Origin of the sequence: Rhodococcus sp. NPDC056506 (genome assembly GCF_042794945.1) — a bacterium.
Taxonomy (GTDB): domain Bacteria; phylum Actinomycetota; class Actinomycetes; order Mycobacteriales; family Mycobacteriaceae; genus Rhodococcus_F.
The window spans coordinates 48014-65737 of record NZ_JBHTSW010000018.1 but is presented as its reverse complement, the minus strand read 5'-3'; the positions used below and the strand labels follow the sequence as shown (position 1 = coordinate 65737).

17 protein-coding genes are annotated in these 17724 nt (G+C 62.0%); 13 read left to right on the top strand and 4 right to left on the bottom strand.

Annotated features, from left to right (window positions below):
* The first annotated feature begins 70 nt into the window (after positions 1-70).
* On the top strand, positions 71-904 hold the full coding sequence (locus tag ACFQ6H_RS16415) for an alpha/beta fold hydrolase (protein WP_378647268.1): 834 nt from the start codon (positions 71-73) through the stop codon (positions 902-904).
* An 11-nt stretch (positions 905-915) separates the two neighbouring features.
* Here ACFQ6H_RS16415 and ACFQ6H_RS16410 read toward each other — a convergent pair whose 3' ends face one another.
* Positions 916-1359 (bottom strand): hypothetical protein, encoded by a 444-nt coding sequence (locus ACFQ6H_RS16410; RefSeq protein ID WP_378647266.1) that lies wholly within the window; start codon positions 1357-1359, stop codon positions 916-918.
* A gap of 49 nt (positions 1360-1408) precedes the next feature.
* On the opposite strand from ACFQ6H_RS16410, the gene ACFQ6H_RS16405 reads away from it, so the two are divergent.
* The gene (locus tag ACFQ6H_RS16405) at positions 1409-1687 is read left to right on the top strand and encodes a hypothetical protein (RefSeq protein WP_378647264.1); all 279 of its coding nucleotides are present in this window, start codon (positions 1409-1411) and stop codon (positions 1685-1687) included.
* A 118-nt stretch (positions 1688-1805) separates the two neighbouring features.
* On the opposite strand, the gene ACFQ6H_RS16400 is transcribed toward ACFQ6H_RS16405, so the two are convergent.
* Positions 1806-3182 carry an NAD-dependent succinate-semialdehyde dehydrogenase gene (locus tag ACFQ6H_RS16400; protein WP_378647262.1) on the bottom strand — a complete coding sequence of 459 codons (1377 nt, stop codon included), beginning with the start codon at positions 3180-3182 and terminating at the stop codon, positions 1806-1808.
* Between the two features lie 99 nt (positions 3183-3281).
* The gene (locus ACFQ6H_RS16395; protein WP_378647261.1) at positions 3282-4595 is read right to left on the bottom strand and encodes a YhgE/Pip domain-containing protein; all 1314 of its coding nucleotides are present in this window, start codon (positions 4593-4595) and stop codon (positions 3282-3284) included.
* A 171-nt stretch (positions 4596-4766) separates the two neighbouring features.
* On the opposite strand from ACFQ6H_RS16395, the gene ACFQ6H_RS16390 reads away from it, so the two are divergent.
* Genes ACFQ6H_RS16390 through ACFQ6H_RS16345 form a run of 10 tightly spaced genes read left to right on the top strand, consistent with a single transcriptional unit; the run spans position 4767 to position 15322 of the window.
* The gene (locus ACFQ6H_RS16390; protein WP_378647259.1) at positions 4767-5399 is read left to right on the top strand and encodes a DUF4178 domain-containing protein; all 633 of its coding nucleotides are present in this window, start codon (positions 4767-4769) and stop codon (positions 5397-5399) included.
* Positions 5396-5896 (top strand): DUF2617 family protein, encoded by a 501-nt coding sequence (locus tag ACFQ6H_RS16385; RefSeq protein ID WP_378647257.1) that lies wholly within the window; start codon positions 5396-5398, stop codon positions 5894-5896. The genes ACFQ6H_RS16390 and ACFQ6H_RS16385 overlap by 4 nt, the downstream gene beginning before the upstream one ends.
* Positions 5897-5922: 26 nt before the next feature.
* Positions 5923-6300 carry a DUF4247 domain-containing protein gene (locus tag ACFQ6H_RS16380; RefSeq protein ID WP_378647321.1) on the top strand — a complete coding sequence of 126 codons (378 nt, stop codon included), beginning with the start codon at positions 5923-5925 and terminating at the stop codon, positions 6298-6300.
* On the top strand, positions 6297-6800 hold the full coding sequence (locus ACFQ6H_RS16375; protein ID WP_269068308.1) for a DUF350 domain-containing protein: 504 nt from the start codon (positions 6297-6299) through the stop codon (positions 6798-6800). The genes ACFQ6H_RS16380 and ACFQ6H_RS16375 overlap by 4 nt, the downstream gene beginning before the upstream one ends.
* On the top strand, positions 6800-8374 hold the full coding sequence (locus tag ACFQ6H_RS16370) for a polyamine aminopropyltransferase (protein ID WP_378647255.1): 1575 nt from the start codon (positions 6800-6802) through the stop codon (positions 8372-8374). The genes ACFQ6H_RS16375 and ACFQ6H_RS16370 overlap by 1 nt, the downstream gene beginning before the upstream one ends.
* Positions 8375-8426: 52 nt before the next feature.
* Complete coding sequence (locus ACFQ6H_RS16365) at positions 8427-9167, top strand: enoyl-CoA hydratase/isomerase family protein (RefSeq protein ID WP_378446891.1); 741 nt, start codon at positions 8427-8429, stop codon at positions 9165-9167.
* Positions 9164-10726, top strand: a complete 1563-nt coding sequence (locus ACFQ6H_RS16360) for an acetolactate synthase large subunit (RefSeq protein ID WP_378647253.1) — start codon at positions 9164-9166, stop codon at positions 10724-10726. The genes ACFQ6H_RS16365 and ACFQ6H_RS16360 overlap by 4 nt, the downstream gene beginning before the upstream one ends.
* A gap of 43 nt (positions 10727-10769) precedes the next feature.
* Positions 10770-11447: a GAP family protein gene (locus tag ACFQ6H_RS16355; protein ID WP_378647251.1), complete on the top strand. Its 678-nt coding sequence runs from the start codon at positions 10770-10772 to the stop codon at positions 11445-11447.
* Between the two features lie 18 nt (positions 11448-11465).
* A complete protein-coding gene (locus ACFQ6H_RS16350) occupies positions 11466-13364 on the top strand; it encodes an SEC-C metal-binding domain-containing protein (RefSeq protein WP_378647249.1) in 1899 nt (632 codons plus the stop codon).
* 35 nt (positions 13365-13399) lie between these two features.
* Positions 13400-15322, top strand: coding sequence for an SEC-C metal-binding domain-containing protein (locus ACFQ6H_RS16345; RefSeq protein ID WP_378647247.1), 1923 nt, complete (start codon positions 13400-13402; stop codon positions 15320-15322).
* A 36-nt stretch (positions 15323-15358) separates the two neighbouring features.
* On the opposite strand, the gene ACFQ6H_RS16340 is transcribed toward ACFQ6H_RS16345, so the two are convergent.
* A complete protein-coding gene (locus ACFQ6H_RS16340) occupies positions 15359-16789 on the bottom strand; it encodes a coniferyl aldehyde dehydrogenase (RefSeq protein ID WP_378647245.1) in 1431 nt (476 codons plus the stop codon).
* Positions 16790-16898: 109 nt separating this feature from the next.
* Between ACFQ6H_RS16340 and ACFQ6H_RS16335 the strand changes: the two genes are divergently transcribed.
* Positions 16899-17696 (top strand): enoyl-CoA hydratase, encoded by a 798-nt coding sequence (locus ACFQ6H_RS16335; protein ID WP_378647243.1) that lies wholly within the window; start codon positions 16899-16901, stop codon positions 17694-17696.
* Positions 17697-17724: the final 28 nt, after the last annotated feature.

Here is a 17724-nt window from a genome sequence, read left to right as displayed (position 1 = left end):
ATCTCCCAGCCCTGGTGTGTCGTCTCTCGATTGTCTACTATCTCGATAATCGAGAGAAATGGGGGTGGGGATGAACTTCAATCGCGCATACGACGCCGTACTGACCAAATGGCCGCAGAAACCGCTGGGTGTGGATCTCGCGGGGCGGTTCGGCAGCACGCATGTGAACGTCTGTGGACGTGAAGACTCGCGGCCGTTGATCCTTCTGTCCGGGGGAGGCGCCACCTCGACGGTGTGGTTCGACAACGTTGGGGCGCTGTCGAAATCCCGGCGTGTTTTTGCCGTCGACACCCTGGGTGATGCCGGACTCAGTATTCCGAATGGTGATCGGATGAAGTCCGTCGACGATCTGATCGAGTGGATGGACTCGATAGTCGATTGCACCGGCGCCGACACCGTCGATGTGATCGGACATTCCTACGGCGCGATGATTGCGTTGGCCCTTGCGCTGCATCGACCGAATCGTGTCGGGAAACTTGTTCTGCTCGATCCCAATTCGAGTTTCTCCGGCATGAAGGCCGGCTACCTTCTGCGTGCGCTTCCGTTGTTGCTCAAGCCGTCGCGAGCACGCCGACGGCGACTGTTGGAGTGGGAGACAGGCGAGCTGAGCATCGACTCCGACTGGCTCTCACTTGCGGAATTGGGCACTTCGGATCTACCACGACCCAATCTGGTAGTGCCTCAACGTCCTTCGGAGCAGGACACGAGCGCTCTGGATGTCGAGTTGTTGGTGGTCCTCGCGCGGGACGGGCGGGTGCATGATGCGGCAACAGTGGCCAAGGTAGTACGTGAGCGTGTTCCCGCAGCGCGCGTCGAGGTGTTGGAAGATGCTTCACACCACAGTATTCCGATGGTTCCCGCCGATGAACTGAACCGGGTGCTCGTCGACTTCTTGGAGAGCTGACGGACGGTGGTTCAGGGCGCGACGATGCACCCCGGCCCGATCGGGGTGGCCGGATTGACCATGACCGTTGCGACCGGCCCGCCCGCGGATGTCTGGTAGGCCATCAGAGAGTGTTCGCCCGGTGCAGTCGGAGTCCACAGCGTGACGGCGTGGCCGAGTACAACCGGCAAGGTGAAGTAGGGATTGACGGTGTCCCAGATCAATTCCTGCGGGAACATGGTCGACGCCCGGTTCATGTCGACTATCGAAACGTTCGGCTCCACCAACTCCGCTGTCCTGGCTACCACCAGATACGTGCAGCCGGCTCCGTACGGCGTTGTCGGGCCGCTGCTGAGGCCGGGAATGATCGTGACGTCGACGACCTCCGCGGACGCTGACGTCGCGGAACAGATAGCGGCGCTCGCGCAGAGGGCGGCGGCGATCGCGGTAGTGCGAGCAATTCGTGAAAGTGTCATACCAGCAGGTCGGTTTCATCTGGGTGGGCGTTACAGGCACACTGATCGGATGCGCGCACTTCATGTTCTTCTGGCCGGTTTCGGTTTCGTATCGGGGTTCCTGATTGTTGTTGTCTCCGTTCTGGTCGAGTGGGCGACCCTCGCCTACCGGACCGATTTCGCCTTTGTCGGAGGCTCCACCGTGTCGGTCGGTGTTTCCTACGAGGCGATCTACACCGCCGTCGCCACTCCGTTCGCGGGTGCCTTGTTGGGCTGGCTCGTGGCTCTCGTTGCGTCTCGGTTCGGTTGGAGTCTCTCTCGTCAGACCGCCACTCCGGCAAGCAAGTGATCAGGCAGCGGACCCTCACGCTGGTTCGTGGGTTATGAGCAAAGGCCCCGACCTCCATCGAGGTCAGGGCCTTCCTTCGCGTCGAACTACTTCTGCGTCGAGTTACTTCTGCGCCGAGTTACTTCTTCGAGACGCGGATCAGCTTCTTGTTGACGAACTCGTCCATTCCCCACGGGCCGAGTTCGCGGCCAACTCCGGAGCGCTTGACTCCACCGAAGGGCAGGCCGGGCAACGTCGTACCGTGCTCGTTGACAAACGCCATCCCCACGTCGAGATCGGCAGCGACCGACCGCGCGGAATCAAGATCGCTGCTCCAGACGGATCCGCTCAGTCCGTAGACCGACGAATTGGCAAGTTCCACAGCCTCGGTGGCCGACTTGACCTTGTAGACGACGCCGGCAGGTCCGAACAGTTCTTCGCTGTACGCCCGCATGTCCGGTGTCACGTCTGCGAGCAATGTCGGTTGAACGTAGGCGCCCGGGCCGTCGATCTTCTTTCCCCCGGTCAGCAGTGTGGCGCCCTTGGATACCGCGTCGTCGATCTGCTCGATCAGAGTGTCTGCCGCGCTCTGCGAAGAGAGCGGACCCAAGACTGTGGATTCGTCCAACGGGTCACCGGCAGTGACGGATTCGAAGGAGGTCGCCAACTTGCGGGTGAAGTCGTCGTAGAAATCTTCGGTGACGATGAAACGCTTGGCCGCATTGCACGCCTGTCCGGCATTGGACAGCCGCGCCTTGGTTGCTGACTTGACTGTGGCATCCAAGTCGTCGGAATCGAGGACGATGAACACGTCGGATCCGCCGAGTTCGAGAACTACCTTCTTGAGATTGCGTCCGGCAGTTTCCGCGACGCTGGTGCCTGCGCGTTCGCTGCCAGTCAGTGACACACCCTGAACGCGCGGATCGGCGATCATGTCCGCGATCTGCTCGTTGGTCGCGAAGACGTTGACATAGGCGTCGTCCGGCAATCCGGCTTGTCGCAGAATCTCTTCCATCAGCAATGCCGACTGCGGACAGTTCGATGCGTGCTTGAGAATGATCGTGTTGCCGAGCATCAGATTCGGTGCCGCGAACCGGGCGACCTGGTAGTACGGGAAGTTCCACGGCATGACGCCGATGAGAGCGCCGATCGGTCGCCGGTACACAACCGACTCCTCGGCCCCGGGAACGTCGAGTCGTTCTTCCTCGAGCAGTGCGGGACCGTGATCTGCGTACCACTGATAGATCGCGGCCGAGAGCTGCACTTCGCCCTTGGCCTCGCGGACCGGCTTACCCATCTCCAACGAGATCATTCGAGCCAGTTCGTCTGCACGCTCTGTGTACAGTTCGGCGGTCCTGCTCAGGACTGCCGCACGCTGCTGAGGCGCACTGTTGCGCCAGGTCAAGTAGCCGCGATGCGTGTTCGCAAGTGCGGCTTCAACTCCGGCGTCATCCAAAGTATCGAATTCCCTGACGGTTTCACCTGTCGCGGGATTGACTGTTTTGTAATTAGCCATAGTTGTACAACGTGCGGAGGGGGCTCGAAGATTCCCGAAACGCGCAATCGAAATGAATCGGCTCAACAGGTTTCGATCAAATACCTGCTGGGTACCATGTCACGCCACCTTGGGGCGATGGGTGCGTTCGTAGCCCTTGCGGTCGTAGAAACGGGTGGTCACGATGCCGAGTACGACGCCGATCAGGAGACCCACCAACGTCATCCAGATGGCATGCAGCAGGCCGGCCTCACCGCGCGCACCGAAGAACAGGATCGACCGTGTGCCCATGTAAATCTGGTGCATCGGCTCGAACTGGGCCAGCCAGGCATACAACCTGGGGCTGGCTTCGAGGGGGATGGTGCCGCCGGACGAGGGCAGCGCGAGAATGACGAAGACGAACAGGTTGATCAACATGCCCAACGAGCCGAACGCGGCCATCACCGACATTGCCGTGATGCCGACCGCTGTGATGACCAACGCCCCGTACTCCCACAACGCAAGCCCGTGAGTGACCGGCATACCGAGGGCACGACTGATCCATTGGAACAACGCGGAGACTATCCCGGACAGCACGATCATGAACGCCCATTTCACTAGCAGTGTCCGAAACCTGTTGATACCCACCACATCGTTCTGGACGAAGAGTGGACCGAATTCCGTGGGCGCATAACCGAGCATGCCGTCCACCAAGGAATTGACGACGGTTGCTCCGGTGAACCCGGCAAGTACCAACAGCAGCGCGAAATAGAATGCAACCAAACCGAATCCGGTGCCGTCGGGAAGCGGATCGTGAGCCACGGTGAGTACATTCACCGGATTCTCGAGCAGCAGGCGGCTCGCTCCGGAGATCTGGGTTCCGGTGCCTCCCGTCTCCAACTGCGCGGTGACAAGCGCGGTGAGCTGCTCGCCCATGTTCTTGTTGACCGACGCGAGCGCTGTAGTACCGATCGATTGGACCAGAGATGCGGAGACGGAACCGGCTCGAGGATTGGTGTAGATCGTGATGATCGGTTGTTCTACATCACCGGCGACGACGCTCGCCTCCGCCAGGATGATCGTCCTTTTCGTGAAATCACTGGGAATCACGATCGCCCCGTACAGCGTGCCGGAGTTCAGCCGTGATTGTGCTTCGGCGATACCGATCTGCTGCAGGTCGATCTTCTGGTGGTCGATCCCGCTTTCGAGGCCGGCGGCTATATCGTTTCCGAAATTCTTGCGATCGGCGGGATCACCGCCCGGGAGGGTGTCGCCTTCGTCTTGGTTGACCAGGGCGATCGGGAACTGGTCCAGATGTTTCTTGGGGTCGAGTATCCCGCCCATGTACAGCGCTGCCAGCGCGGACATCAAGAGGGTGACCACTATCAACGGCGTCAACCAGAATCGTGGTGTGTGCATGACGGTGCGGGCAGACGGCTCCGTGTTCTTGCTCATCGTCAGTCGACCGGCTTTCTTTCGCGCGGAGTTCCTCGGGCTGAGCGTAAACGCAAAGGTGCGCCGGGGCAGTCTTTCGATCTGCCCGCGGCGCTGGAGACCTGCCGGGCCGGCGACAGGCCGGATTGCCGGCAGTCTCATCCGAAAAGGCTGAGAACGGATCGGTAGGGTATGGCCCGCGGCAACCCTGCCGAGACGATTTCGGAGAAACCGTTGACCAACGTGCTGATAGTTGTCCTGATTCTCGTGGTGATCGCTGCCGTCGCGTTTGTGGTCCTGCGTGGACGCCAGGGCAAGCCGAATACCCGCGTCGACCCGCTCGCCGACTACCCCGAGGTGTACGACCCTCACAAGATCGGGGTCGGCGACATCATCACGTACGCGGGTATCGACCACGTTGTTCGAGGGACCATCACGCTCGACGAAGAGGGGTACATCTGGCGTGAGCACCTTCTCGACGGGTCGACCGGTCGCCGCTGGCTGACGGTCGAGGACGACGAGGGTGAACTGGAGATGACTCTCTGGATGCGTCGAGAAGGAACCAACCTGGTCCCGAACGGCGACGTCATTCTCGACGACAAGGTTCACCGCAAGATCGAAAGTGGAACGGCGAAGTTCACTGCCGAGGGTACGACGGGTACGGCCCCTGCCGGTTCGATGGAATACGCGGACTACGCAACCGCCGACAAGACCGGCCTGATCGCATTCGAGAAGTGGGCGCGCGGACAGTCGTGGGAGGTTTCCACGGGACGAGCGGTCACGCGCAGCGAACTCACCGTCATCCACTCCGGCCCACCGGAATGAGTCTGTATCTACTCGACGTGGAACCGACCGACGTGGACGCCGCTGCACTGGGGTTGGTACTGGGAGCTCCCGCGCCGCCGACCCTCGCCGAGTTGGTGATCGAAACTGCCGATGCGACGTTGACGCTGGGGGTGCTCGGGGCGTCGCACGTGGTGACGGCCTGGGTGTCGGGAAAGAAGCTGACCGAACAGGTTTCGTGTGATGCTCTTGCGGCCGGCGGTGAACCGTTGCCCGCAATGGAGTCCACGGCAAACTACCGGTTCGAGTCTTCCTCAACGGTCCTGGACCGAGTCGAATTCGATTCGGAAGCTGCGTCGTTGAGAGAATCCGCCGGTCAGGACGGCTGGATCTGCGGATCGTTTCCCGGTGACGAGACGGCATTGACCGCGTTGTGTGGCGTTCGAGACCGACAGGGGTGGAGTTGGCAGAGTTGGCATTTGTACCCAGGGGAGGGGACAGGAGTGATCGTGAAGACACGTAGCAGGTGGCAACCGTGAGGGGACGGACATGGTTGCCGCCCGTGATGATGGCGGCCGCAATTGCGTTGTCCGCGTGCGGTGGCGGAGCCAAGGACTTCATCGCGGACAACTATTCCAAGTCGTCCCAGAACGGTGACGTCGTTTTGTACTCGTCGAACGATCCAGTAGGTACGACGGTGTCGCGAATCGTCGACGCTGACGAACCGGCGGCGCGAAGTGCTGACGGCGGCAACGAATACCTGCGCTACGACGACGACATCGTCACTGTCAGTTCAGCTTCGGGCGGTGGCAGCACCATCAAAGTAGAGGACATCGACGGCACGTATCGCAGCGGCGGATACGCGTATCTGGGTCCGGGTTTCAACCCGGGATCCCCAGCGGGTGGAAGCAGCGGCAGCGGCGGCTCGGGTAGTGCCAAATGACGGTAATGCTCAATGAGAAGGAGAACGGCGTGACGAACATCTTTGCATCCACTTCCGTCGAGATCGGGACGGTGGATCCGGCATTGCTCGTCGGTGGCGTTCTCGGCACCCTCGCCTATTTCGCCGTCGGCGTAGCGGTCCTGGCCACGGGTTTCCTTGTCCTCGACCTCATGACACCCGGAAATCTCCGCCATCAGGTGTACGTCGACAAGAACCCGAATGCCGCGATTCTGTTGGCTTCCAACCATCTTGCGCTGGCGATCATCGTGGTGACGGCAATCCTGACCAGTTCGGACGGCTTTGCTCAGGGGCTCGCCGACTCCGCGGTGTACGGACTGTTCGCGATCGTGTTGCAAGCGATCGCGCTGCGTTTGATGAACGCATTCCTTCCCGGCAAGTTGGTTGCACTGGTGCAGGATCCGAAGATGTGTGGCGCCGCGTGGGCTGTGGGTGTGAGCTTGCTGTCCATCGGTTTGGTGAATGCCGCAGCGCTCACCTGATGGTTGCCGCTGATCCCGATGTGAGGGTTGACGAGCGTTCGACGATGCTCGGCCCGCGTGCACGTGTGCTTCTCCTTGCGGCTGTTGCCGCGTGCGCGGCGTGCGGCCTGATCTACGAGCTGGCGCTGTTGACGTTGAGCGTGAGTCTGACCGGCGGCGGTATCACCCAGACGTCGTTGATCGTCGCGGGATTTGTTGCGGCTCTGGGTATCGGAGCATTGGCCGCCAAACCTCTGCTGGGGCACGCTGCCGTTTCGTTCGTGACGGTCGAGATACTGCTCGGCCTGATCGGCGGATTCAGCGCCGTCACTCTGTACGTGACCTTCACCTTCTTCGGTTCCAGCGCAGCAGTTCTGGTGGCAGCAACGGCGCTGATCGGCATCCTCGTCGGTGCTGAAGTGCCTCTGCTGATGACGCTCTTACAATCCGGTCGGAGCGACAACGACGCACAGAGCACCGGAAAAGTGCTGGCAAACCTCAATGCCGCCGACTACCTCGGCGCGTTGATCGGTGGCCTGCTGTGGCCGTTCGTACTGCTGCCGTGGGCGGGCATGATTCGCGGCGCCGCACTCACCGGCATGATCAATCTCGTGGCCGCGGCAGTTGTCGCGCTGATCCTTCTCCGGTGGCAGCTCAGCCTGCGAGCACGATTGATCGCCGTCGTCGCAATGCTGTTGGCGGCGAGCTTGATCGGATGGCTGCTGATCGCGGCCTCGGACATCGAGACCACGTCGAGGCAGCGTCTGTACACCGATCCGGTGGTGGCCGCCGAGCGGTCGGTGTACCAGGAAATCGTCGTCACCGAGCGGGGAAACGACGTGCGCTTGTTCCTCGACGGAGACCTGCAGTTCTCCAGTGTCGACGAGCATCGCTATACCGAGTCGCTGGTGTATCCGGCACTGGTGAACGATCCGCGGCGGGTGCTGATTCTGGGCGGCGGTGACGGCCTCGCTGCACGGGAAGTGCTGCGGATGAACAGCGTCGAGCAGATCGTCCAGGTCGAACTGGATCCGGCCGTGATCGAATTGGCCAACACCCGTCTTCGCGAACTGAACGCGGGAGCCCTCGAGGATCCGCGGGTGGACGTCGTTCTCGACGACGCGTTCCGATGGTTACGGGAAAGCCCGGAACCGGGTTTCGACGCGGTCATCGTCGACCTACCGGATCCTGACACGCCTGCACTGGGCAGGTTGTATTCCGTGGAGTTCTACGGACTCGCCGCTGCCGCGATGAATCCGGGCGGGTTGATGGTCGTCCAGTCCGGCAGTCCGTACTCGACACCGGATGCGTATTGGCGAACGGTGTCGACGGTATCGGCTGTCGGACTGAGTGTCTCGCCCTACCACGTCTTCGTACCGAGCTTCGGTGACTGGGGATATGTGCTCGCGCAAGCAGGATCCACTCCACCCGACCTTCGTCTGCCCGCTGATGTGCCGGAATTACGGTTCCTCGACGAGCCGACGCTGGCGTCGGCATCGGTGTTTCCGCGCGATCGCCCGAGGCGGGAGTTGGAGCCCTCGACCCTCGACCGGCCACGGATCGTCGACGATATGCGCAAGGGCTACGAACGCTGAACTCCGGACCTAGTAGCTTGAATCGAGACTCTCGGCTACGACGGAGGTACGGATGACTGTTCGGATCGAGGAGCACACACCGGGAGTTCGGTTGCTCACGATGGACCGCCAGGAGAGGCGCAACGCGCTCGACGCGAAGACGTACCGCGAACTCACGAACGCGATCCGGGATTCGGACGGCGACGATGCAGTGCGGGTTTCGGTGCTGACGGGTGCCGGTGGTGTCTTCACCAGTGGTAACGACATCGGAAGTTTTCAGGACACTGCCGGCGAGGACGGCGGTGAGGCCAAGGATCTGTTGATCGCACTCGTTACCGCACGTAAACCGATTGTCGCAGCGGTCGAAGGGTTTGCAGTCGGGATCGGCACCACGATGTTGTTGCACTGCGACCTGGCGTTTGCCGGACGAGGTACGCGGTTCCGCTTGCCGTTCGTTCCGCTCGGGCTTTCGCCCGAGGGTGGATCGAGCTATTTGTTGCCACAGATCGCGGGCCTCAAACGCGCGACCGAACTGTTGATGCTCGGAGATATGTTCGACGCCGACGAGGCGGCAGAAGCCGGTCTGGTCAATCGCGTCGTGGAGGCCGGCACCGCACTCGACGTGGCGCTGGACCGTGCAGTTCGCATTGCAGACTCCCCGGCTGAATCGGTAGCGCTCACGAAGATGCTGCTCCGTCGACCGCATCTCGACTCCCTGCTGGAAACCATCGACGTGGAGTCGGATCATTTCGCGAGACGGCGACGATCCGATGAAGCGCAAGAAGCATTCGCAGCTTTCATGAAGAAGAGGTGACCGATATGAATGGTGCACAGTCACTTATCCAGAGTCTGGTCGACTCGGGTGTCGAGGTGTGCTTCGGTAATCCCGGAACGTCCGAGATGCATTTTGTTGCCGCACTCGATTCCGTTCCCCGGATGCGAGCCGTACTCGGCCTGTTCGAGGGCGCTGTGACCGGTGCCGCGGACGGCTACGCACGGATCGCCGGAAAGCCTGCCGCGACGCTGCTCCATCTCGGCCCCGGTATGGCGAACGGACTGGCGAACCTTCACAACGCGCGCCGCGCCCACACACCGATCGTGAACATCGTCGGGGACCACGCGACATATCATCACGGTTTCGACGCTCCTCTCGAATCGAACATCGACGCGCTGACCGAATGGCTGGAGGGGTGGAGTCGACGTTCCGAATCCACTGCGACCGTCGGTAGCGATGCAGCTGACGCCGTTGCCGCGTCAATGGATTCGCCCGGAAGGATCGCGACACTGGTCCTACCTGCTGACGTCTCGTGGGGCGAAGGTGGAGTGCTTGCGGAGCCTCGGGACATACCGGCGCGAGCGGAAGCTTCTGCAGCACAGATCGACTCGGTGGTAGGCGCGCTCAATGCCGAGGGCCGCGCGACGCTACTGCTGGGCGGCGCAGCGTGTTCCGAAGCCGGACTGCGCGCCGCTTCCCGGATCGCCGTCGCGACGGGTGCGCAGATTCTGGTCGAGACTTTTCCGGCGAGGCTTCAACGGGGCGCCGGGCTACCATCATTCGAGCGCTTGGGGTACTTCGCCGAGCACGCCACCGAACAACTTCGCGGAACAACTCAGCTGGTTCTGGCCGGCGCGGTTTCGCCGGTCTCGTTCTTTGCGTATCCCGGAAAGCCGAGCGATCTGGCACCGGAGGGCGCTGCGGTGACAACGCTGGCGAGCGTCGGCGACGATGTTGCCGGTGCTCTGGAAGCAGTGGCAGAACTCGTGGCACCGGGAGTCGAACCTGTTCTGCAGGAAGTGAATCGGCCAGCACTGCCGAGCGGGCCACTGGACGTTCGAAATTGGGCCGACGTGATCGGTGCCCTGCTGCCAGGCGATGCCATCATCTCCGACGAGGCTGCCACTTCCGGTTGGGCGATTCCGATCGCCCTCGCCGGAGCGCCGCGCCACGACGTGCTCACGCTCACCGGAGGGGCCATCGGCCAGGGAATTCCGGTTGCGACGGGCGCCGCGGTGGCAGCGCCGGAGCGACCGGTGATCAATCTCGAAGCCGACGGAAGCGCGATGTACACGATCACGGCGTTGTGGACGCAGGCGCGAGAGCAGTTGAACGTCACGACGATTCTGCTCAACAATCGCGCCTACGCCATTCTGCGTGGCGAGTTGCAACGCGTCGGCGCAGCAGGCGCCGGCGTCGTCGCACAGTCGATGTTGGATTTGTCGTCTCCGAACATGGATTACGTCAAAATCTCCGAGGGCCTGGGTGTGCCGGCGTCACGGGCGAGCACGGCGGAGGAGTTGGCGGAGCAGTTTGCCGCAGCGCTGGCGGAGCCCGGTCCGCATCTCATCGAGGTCATGCTGCCACCCCCGTCATGATTTCGCGTCGGTCATCGATCGTGCATTCAACTGGAGGGTTTCGGTGCTAGCCGCGATCGGTCAGTCTCTGCCTCTTGCCCTCGGTCTGCTTTTCGTCTCGATGCCCATGGCGGTGATCGTGCTCGTGATGGTTACCGCCGGAGCACATCGCGGGGCGGCATCTTTTCTCCTCGGGTGGGTGCTCGGTATATCGGCGGTCGTTGCAGCGACCATCGTGATCGCGGACTACTCGTTCGCGGAATCGGAGTCGTCGCAGACTTCGGTGTGGTCGAGCGTCGTACGAATCGTGTTGGGCCTTGTTCTGTTCGGAGTGGCGTACAAGCAGTGGCGAGCGCGACCGAGAGACGGAGGTGATCCGACAGTTCCGAAGTGGATGAAGAGCATCGACGGATTGACGCCGCGGAAGGCTTTCGGGTTGGCGTTCTTGTCCGCGGCGGTCAATCCCAAGAACGCTGCGCTGGCGGTATCCGGTGCGGCCACTATCGCGGTCGCCACGAATGTTGTTGCTCAACAGATTGTTGCGGCGGTCGTCTTCACGGTGATCGCCAGCGGCGGCATCGCGTCGCCGATCCTGGTGAAGGTGTTCTCCGGCAAACGAGCCGACGAGATCCTCGCATCCGCGAAGGCATGGATGACCGCCAACAACGCAGTGATGATGGCGGTCATCCTGGCGATCCTCGGTGCGACCGTGCTGGGCGAGGGGCTCAGTGGACTGCAATAAGTCGCCTACCATTGGCGGGTGACTGATTTCGACGACGACGCTGCTGGTTCCATTGCCTCCGCTGCTGTGGATGTTCTGCGCGAGCAAGGCCCGCTGAGTCTCGAAGAGTGGGCGACCCATCTCGAGGAGTACGGAACTGCGACCGAGTTGGCCGATGTACTCGAGTACCTGTCCGAACCGATGCTCGGGTACCTGCCCAACGGAAAGTACTTCGCCCTCGACGCGGCCCTCGAAGGGCTCGTGTTCACTCACCGGCTCAGTGAGCTCGAGATTGCGTCCGACATCCTTGACGCGAGCCCCGACCTGGAACCGATCTTGGCGTTCGGCGGCGGCGGCGAAGACGGAGCGATCCGGGTGGCCCTGGCGGAAGAAGCAGCCCTGGAACGCGGAGGTGCTCCCTTCCGGAGTCGACGAGTTGTGGTTCTCCCGGTCGGAACCCTGGGCGAGTGTGCCGACGGCGATCTCGTCGGTTTTGCCGTCGAAGACGGAAGACTTGCTTTTCGCCTGGTGGAGATCGAGGACGAGCCCGATCTTGCTCCCGCCCTGGACGAGCTTTTCGAGGACGACGGAGTCGAGGCACTCGATTCCGTGTGCTGGCAACTCCTCCTCGCGGATCCGTCACTCTTCACGGTTCCCATTGCGCCGCTGGGTGAGATCTTCGAGGCGGCAGGCTACGAACATGAGCGAGAATTGCTGGCGCGTCGGGGATTCGACTTCGACGCTTACGATCTGCAGATTCGGACAGCCTTGGTCGCCAGTACCTACGATCTGACCCACGACGAGGCTGTCTCTGCCGTCGCGTTTGTCGATCTGGCGGACCGCGGATACACCGACGCGGTCATCGTCGACTTCGATATCGCGGACTGGGCCCACCGTCATGTGAGCGCTTCCCCGGATTCTTTTGTCTCACTCGCAGATCCGGGTGCAGCGGTAGCAGTGTTCGATCTCGGATTTCGGAATCAGGATCCGGTGACCGATGCGATTCTCGAATCGCTTGCAGCCGAACTGGCCGAGCGAGGGCCGAGGTCGGTGCGGGCGGCGGCTCATTGGCTGGCCGGTAAGGCCGTCGATCGGCTGGGACGCGTCCTCGAAGCGGAAGCGCACTACGAGAAGGCGCTACTTGCCGAATCTGGTTGGGGTCCTGCTTTGTTCGAATTGGCCCAGTTCGCGTCGGACCGCGGCGACGCGATCCGGGCACTGTCACTGCTCGGGCGGATCGACGGCGGAAGTGAAGAGAATCTCTACGCCGCACTGCAGGACTTCGTCCCAGCCGATCACCCGGAACTCGGGCGAAACGACAAGTGCTGGTGTGGTTCCGGCCGCAAGTACAAGGTTTGCCACCTCGGAAAGGCAGATGAATCCGTCGAGGCGGACGGTCGGTGGTTGTACAAGAAGGCATGTCTTTTTGCCTTTGCCTCCGAGTTCGTCGACACCGTGACCGGGCTCGACGATCTCGAAAACGAGAATCTCTCCGAGGACGAACTGCTCGCCACCACGATCTTCGACGGCTCGGCACTGGATGTGGCTCTGTTCGAGGGTGGGATCTTTGCCGACTTCCTGGCCAGACGCAGTGAACTCCTCCCGGAGGCGGAAGTAGTGACAGCTGCGCAGTGGCTCGGAACCAGCAGGTCGGTGTACGAGGTGGTCGAATCTTCCGACACCGGTGTCGTGCTGCTCGATCGTGGGTCCAAGGAGACCGTCACGGTTGCTCACTCGGTCGCGGGCAAGCCGGGTGATGCGATCAGTGCTCGGGTCCTGACGGCCCCCACTGGCGCGCTTGCAGTGGGCGTGGTGGGCATGGCTTCGCAATCGCAGGCAGCGAGGGTTCTCGAGGTTCTTGCTTCCGAGGATCTCGACGCCGACGAAGTGGTGCGTGAGTCGCGTGGAGGCGCCGATCACTCGACCGATGACCGGTGACGATGTATCGAGTCGACCCCGTTAAAGTTGGATAGGTGAACGAACCGATGGATGCCAATGACTTGATCGCCGAAGCCGCGATGGAGTTGTTGCGTGAGCACGGCCCGCAGACAGCGGCGGACTGGGGCACCCTGTTGGCTGACGCCGGGCACGGTACAGCCGAGGACATGGCCGAATTCGTCGAGTACGTCGAGGACCCACTGCTCGGATACTTGAGTGAGGAGCGGTACGCCGCACTCGACACGTTGTTCGAGCATCGAGTGTTGACCCATCGCCTCACCGAAGCGGAGATCAAGTCCGGCGTTCTCGACGCCAATCCCGATCTGATGATGCTGCGAGTTTTCCTCGATCGTGACGACGACGAGATCCACGGCATCAGCGTCGTGCATCGCGGGATCGACGACGATCTGTTGGCTGATCGTGGGATCGAAGACCCGGAGTTCCCGCACGACGAAGGTTTTCTGCTCGACACCGACACCCTTGCCGAGTGCTCGGCAGGTGACTTGATCGGATTGTTCGTCGCTGACCGCGAGTTGACGCTCTGCACCATCCCCGAGGTACTGGATCCCGCACCCGGATTCGGCGAGAACCTGGCGACGGTCCTTGCCGACATCGGTGCGGACACCCTCGATGCCATTGTCTGGCAGTTGATGCTCGACGAGCCGTCGCTGTTCCGTCAGCCGACCGCCCCGCTGGGCGAGATGCTCGACGCGGCAGGTTACGTTCGCGACGGTGACTACGTTGCGGTGGACGGTTTCGATTTCGAGGCATACCACCTGGCGAACCGGGCCAGGATGCTCGAGATTCGAGAGAACCTGCACTCCGAAGAAGCCGCGTCGGTGATCGCCTTCGTCGATGTGGTCATGGCTGCGAAAGCCGAAGGCGTCGAGGATGTCTCGGACTGGGCACGCAAGCAGATCAAGGAGGATCCGCAGACCTTCGTCGGCATCGCCGAGCCGCCCGCGGCTGCGGCAGCATTGGAACTGTTGTCCGAACTCGATGACCATGATTCCGCATTGCATTCTGTTGCAACTGCTCTCGCGGAGAAGGGGCCGCGCCGAGTCAGGCCGGCAGCGCACTGGCTGGCGGGCAAGGCTTCGGACCGTCTCGGCAAGATCCTGGCCGCTGAGGCGTCGTACGAATCAGCGCACGATCTTGATCCCGACTGGACTCCGGCGATCTTCGATCTGGCGCTACTGGCGGCCGATCGCAGCGATGTGACGCGAGCGCTGGCTTTGCTGGGCCGGATCGAGGGTGGCGAGTCCGAAGTTCTGCATGAGGTTCTTCAGCGCTATGCACCGGCCGAGCATCCTGAGCTCGGTCGAAATGACAAGTGCTGGTGTGGTTCCGGTCGAAAGTTCAAGGTTTGCCATCTCGGTAAGTCCGAGGTGACTTTCGATGACCGGGCCAGCTGGCTCTACGTCAAGGCTCAGTTGTTCTCGCGCACGCCGGAGTACTTCGACGCCGTATTCGATCTCGCGCTCATTCGTGCCGAGCAGTTCAACAGCGAAGAGGCACTGACGCTGGCCGTCGAAGGTGGTTTGGCCGTCGATGCTGCTTTGTTCGACGTCGGCATCTTCGAGGCGTTTGTCGAGCGCCGCGGAGAACTGCTGCCCTCCGACGAGCGGGAACTGGCCGACGAGTGGTTGAAGATTGCGCGCTCGGTGTACAAGGTTGCCTCGACGGAGCCGGGACAGTTGGTGACCCTCAGCGACGTCCGCAACGGGCATCTGGTGAAGGTCACGGACGAGTGGGGCTCGCTGAACCTCGAGCCAGGCACACTCGTGTGTGCTCGTGTTCTTCCGGCCGGGTCCACGATGCGCACCTTCGGTGGCATCGAACCGCTTGCGGTAGAAGACAAGAAAGAGCTGATCCAACTGATCGAGTCGCAGGACACCGAGCCGGGTCAGTTGGTGGAGTTCCTCAGCCGCGGCCTTGCCGGTGCGCCTTTCCGGTAGCGCGAACTACCAAAAAGGCGCACGGGGCCGGAGGCCTCAGGGCGTGACCTGAGCCAACATCATCTGCTCGAAACCCTCACCGTACGGCGGGAGCATTCCCCACTCGCCGCGTGGGTCATGCTGCGCTGCTTCGAATACCGTTCGCGCGTGACTGAACTCGAGGAAACCCTCGCGGCCGTGGTAATGCCCGATACCCGAAGCCCCGACGCCGCCGAAGGGTGCGTCGCTCAGCCCGGGGTGAGACATCGCGTCGTTGATGGTGACGCCACCCGAGACGGTGCGTTCGAGTACGGACTCCTTCTCGTCCAGATCGGTTCCGAAGTAGTACAGCGCCAACGGCTTCGGACGTGAATTGATGTCCGCGACAACGCTGTCGAGTTCGTCGTACGGCAGGATCACGACGGCCGGCCCGAAGATCTCCTCCTTCATGATCTGTGCGTCGGTCGGAGGGTCGACCACAATTCGCAGTGGGCGACGACGAGTGTCAGCGGAGAGTTCTTCGTCGGGAACGGTGATGATTCGTGCTCCACGTTCTTCGGCGTCCTCGATGTACCCCTCGATGCGTGCAAGGTGACGATCGCTGACTATCGAGACCATGTCCTTGTTGTCGGCGATGGTGGGGAACAGTCCCGTGAACTGATCGGTGAATGCGCCGATGAACGCTTCCGTGTTCTCGCGTGGGACGTAGATCAGATCGGGAGAGACGCAGAGTTGACCGGCGTTGGTCGACTTCGCGATAGCCAAACGCGAAGCAGCAGAGGTGATATCGGCACTGCGACTCAAGACGCTCGGTGACTTGCCGCCGAGTTCGAGTGTGACCGGAACAAGGTTCTTCGCAGCATTGGCCATGACCAGCTTGCCGACGGTCGTGCTGCCGGTGAAGACGAGGTGGTCGAAAGGCAGGGACGTCAGCAGATCAGCGACTTCCGGGCCGCCGGTCACCACCGCGACCTCCGCAGGGTCGAGCGTTCGACGCGCCGCCTCGGCCAGGACGGCCGCAGTGTTGGGCACGATCTCCGACGGTTTGAGAACCGCGCGATTTCCCGCTCCCAGAGCGCACGCGAGGGGGCTCAGGAGAGTGAAGAGTGGTGCGTTCCAGGTTCCGATGATTCCGATCGAACCCTTGGGTTGGAACGACACGTACGCCGTGGCACCGAGTTGGTCCTGCATCGCTCCGGTCGCTCTCGGTGAGCGAATCATCCACTCTTCGAGAGAATCACGAACGTGCTTGAGTGAAACCATCGATCCCAGAACGTCATTCATCACCGAGTAGGCCGGAATTCGACCGCCGAAGTCTTCGTTGATCGCTTCGGTCAAATCCTTGTGGTTTGCGACCAGGAGATCGACGACGCGCTGGATGCGCTCGCGTCGTGTCTGCGCGGACGGAAGCCCGGCGGCGCGAGTTGCTTCCTGCTGGGCGCGCAGTATCTGTTCGAGATCGGTGGTGACGGCGACATCGGTGCTCATGGGCACTCCTCGTAGTGGCGAAGTATTGACCGGACCGTATCGACGCGGCGCGAGCGGATGCCCTTTTCGTCTCGTTGACCGGGACGGATTCGATTGGTAGAGAGAACACATGTCGCAGACACAGGTAGAAAACACTGCAGTGAAGATTTCCGTCGAGGAATCGGTGGGACTCGGTTTCCTGACGCTCGATCGGCCGGCGCGCCGAAATCCGCTCTCGGCGGAGACCATGCACGAGGTGACGGCTGCCCTTCTCGAGTTGGCTGCGGACGAGCGCGTACGGGTTGTCGTCGTGCGCGCCGAAGGCCCGGTGTTCTCCGCGGGCCACGATCTGACGGAGATGATCGGGAGAACCCTCGAGGACGAGCGGGCGATCTTCGACGGCTGTACCGAGATGATGGAGACCGTGCAGCGGATTCCGCAGCCGGTGATTGCAGCAGTCCAGGGCCCGGCTATCGCGGCGGGCTGCCAGTTGGCCGCGTCGTGTGATCTGGTCGTTGCCGCGTCGAACGCTGTTTTCGGTACTCCCGGCGTCAAGATCGGACTGTTTTGCTCGACGCCGATGGTTGCTCTGAGCAGGGCGGTAGGGCGCAAGCGGTCGATGCAGATGTTGCTGACCGGTCAGACGATCGACGCCGAGACCGCTGCGGACTGGGGTCTGGTGAACTTTGTCGTCCCGCCCGAAGACCTGGACCGGGAGGTGCGCGAACTGGCCGCCAAGATCACGACGGCCAGCCCCTTGACGGTGAAGATCGGCAAGCAGGCGTTCTATCACCAGATCGATCTGCCGCAAGCGCAGGCGTACGAGGCGATGGCGGAAACGATGGCTACCAACGCCGTGACCTGCGACGCTCAGGAAGGTATGCAAGCCTTCGTGGACAAGCGAAAGCCCGAATGGCGCAATAAGTAACGATCGCTCTTCCGGTTTAGTTGGACGT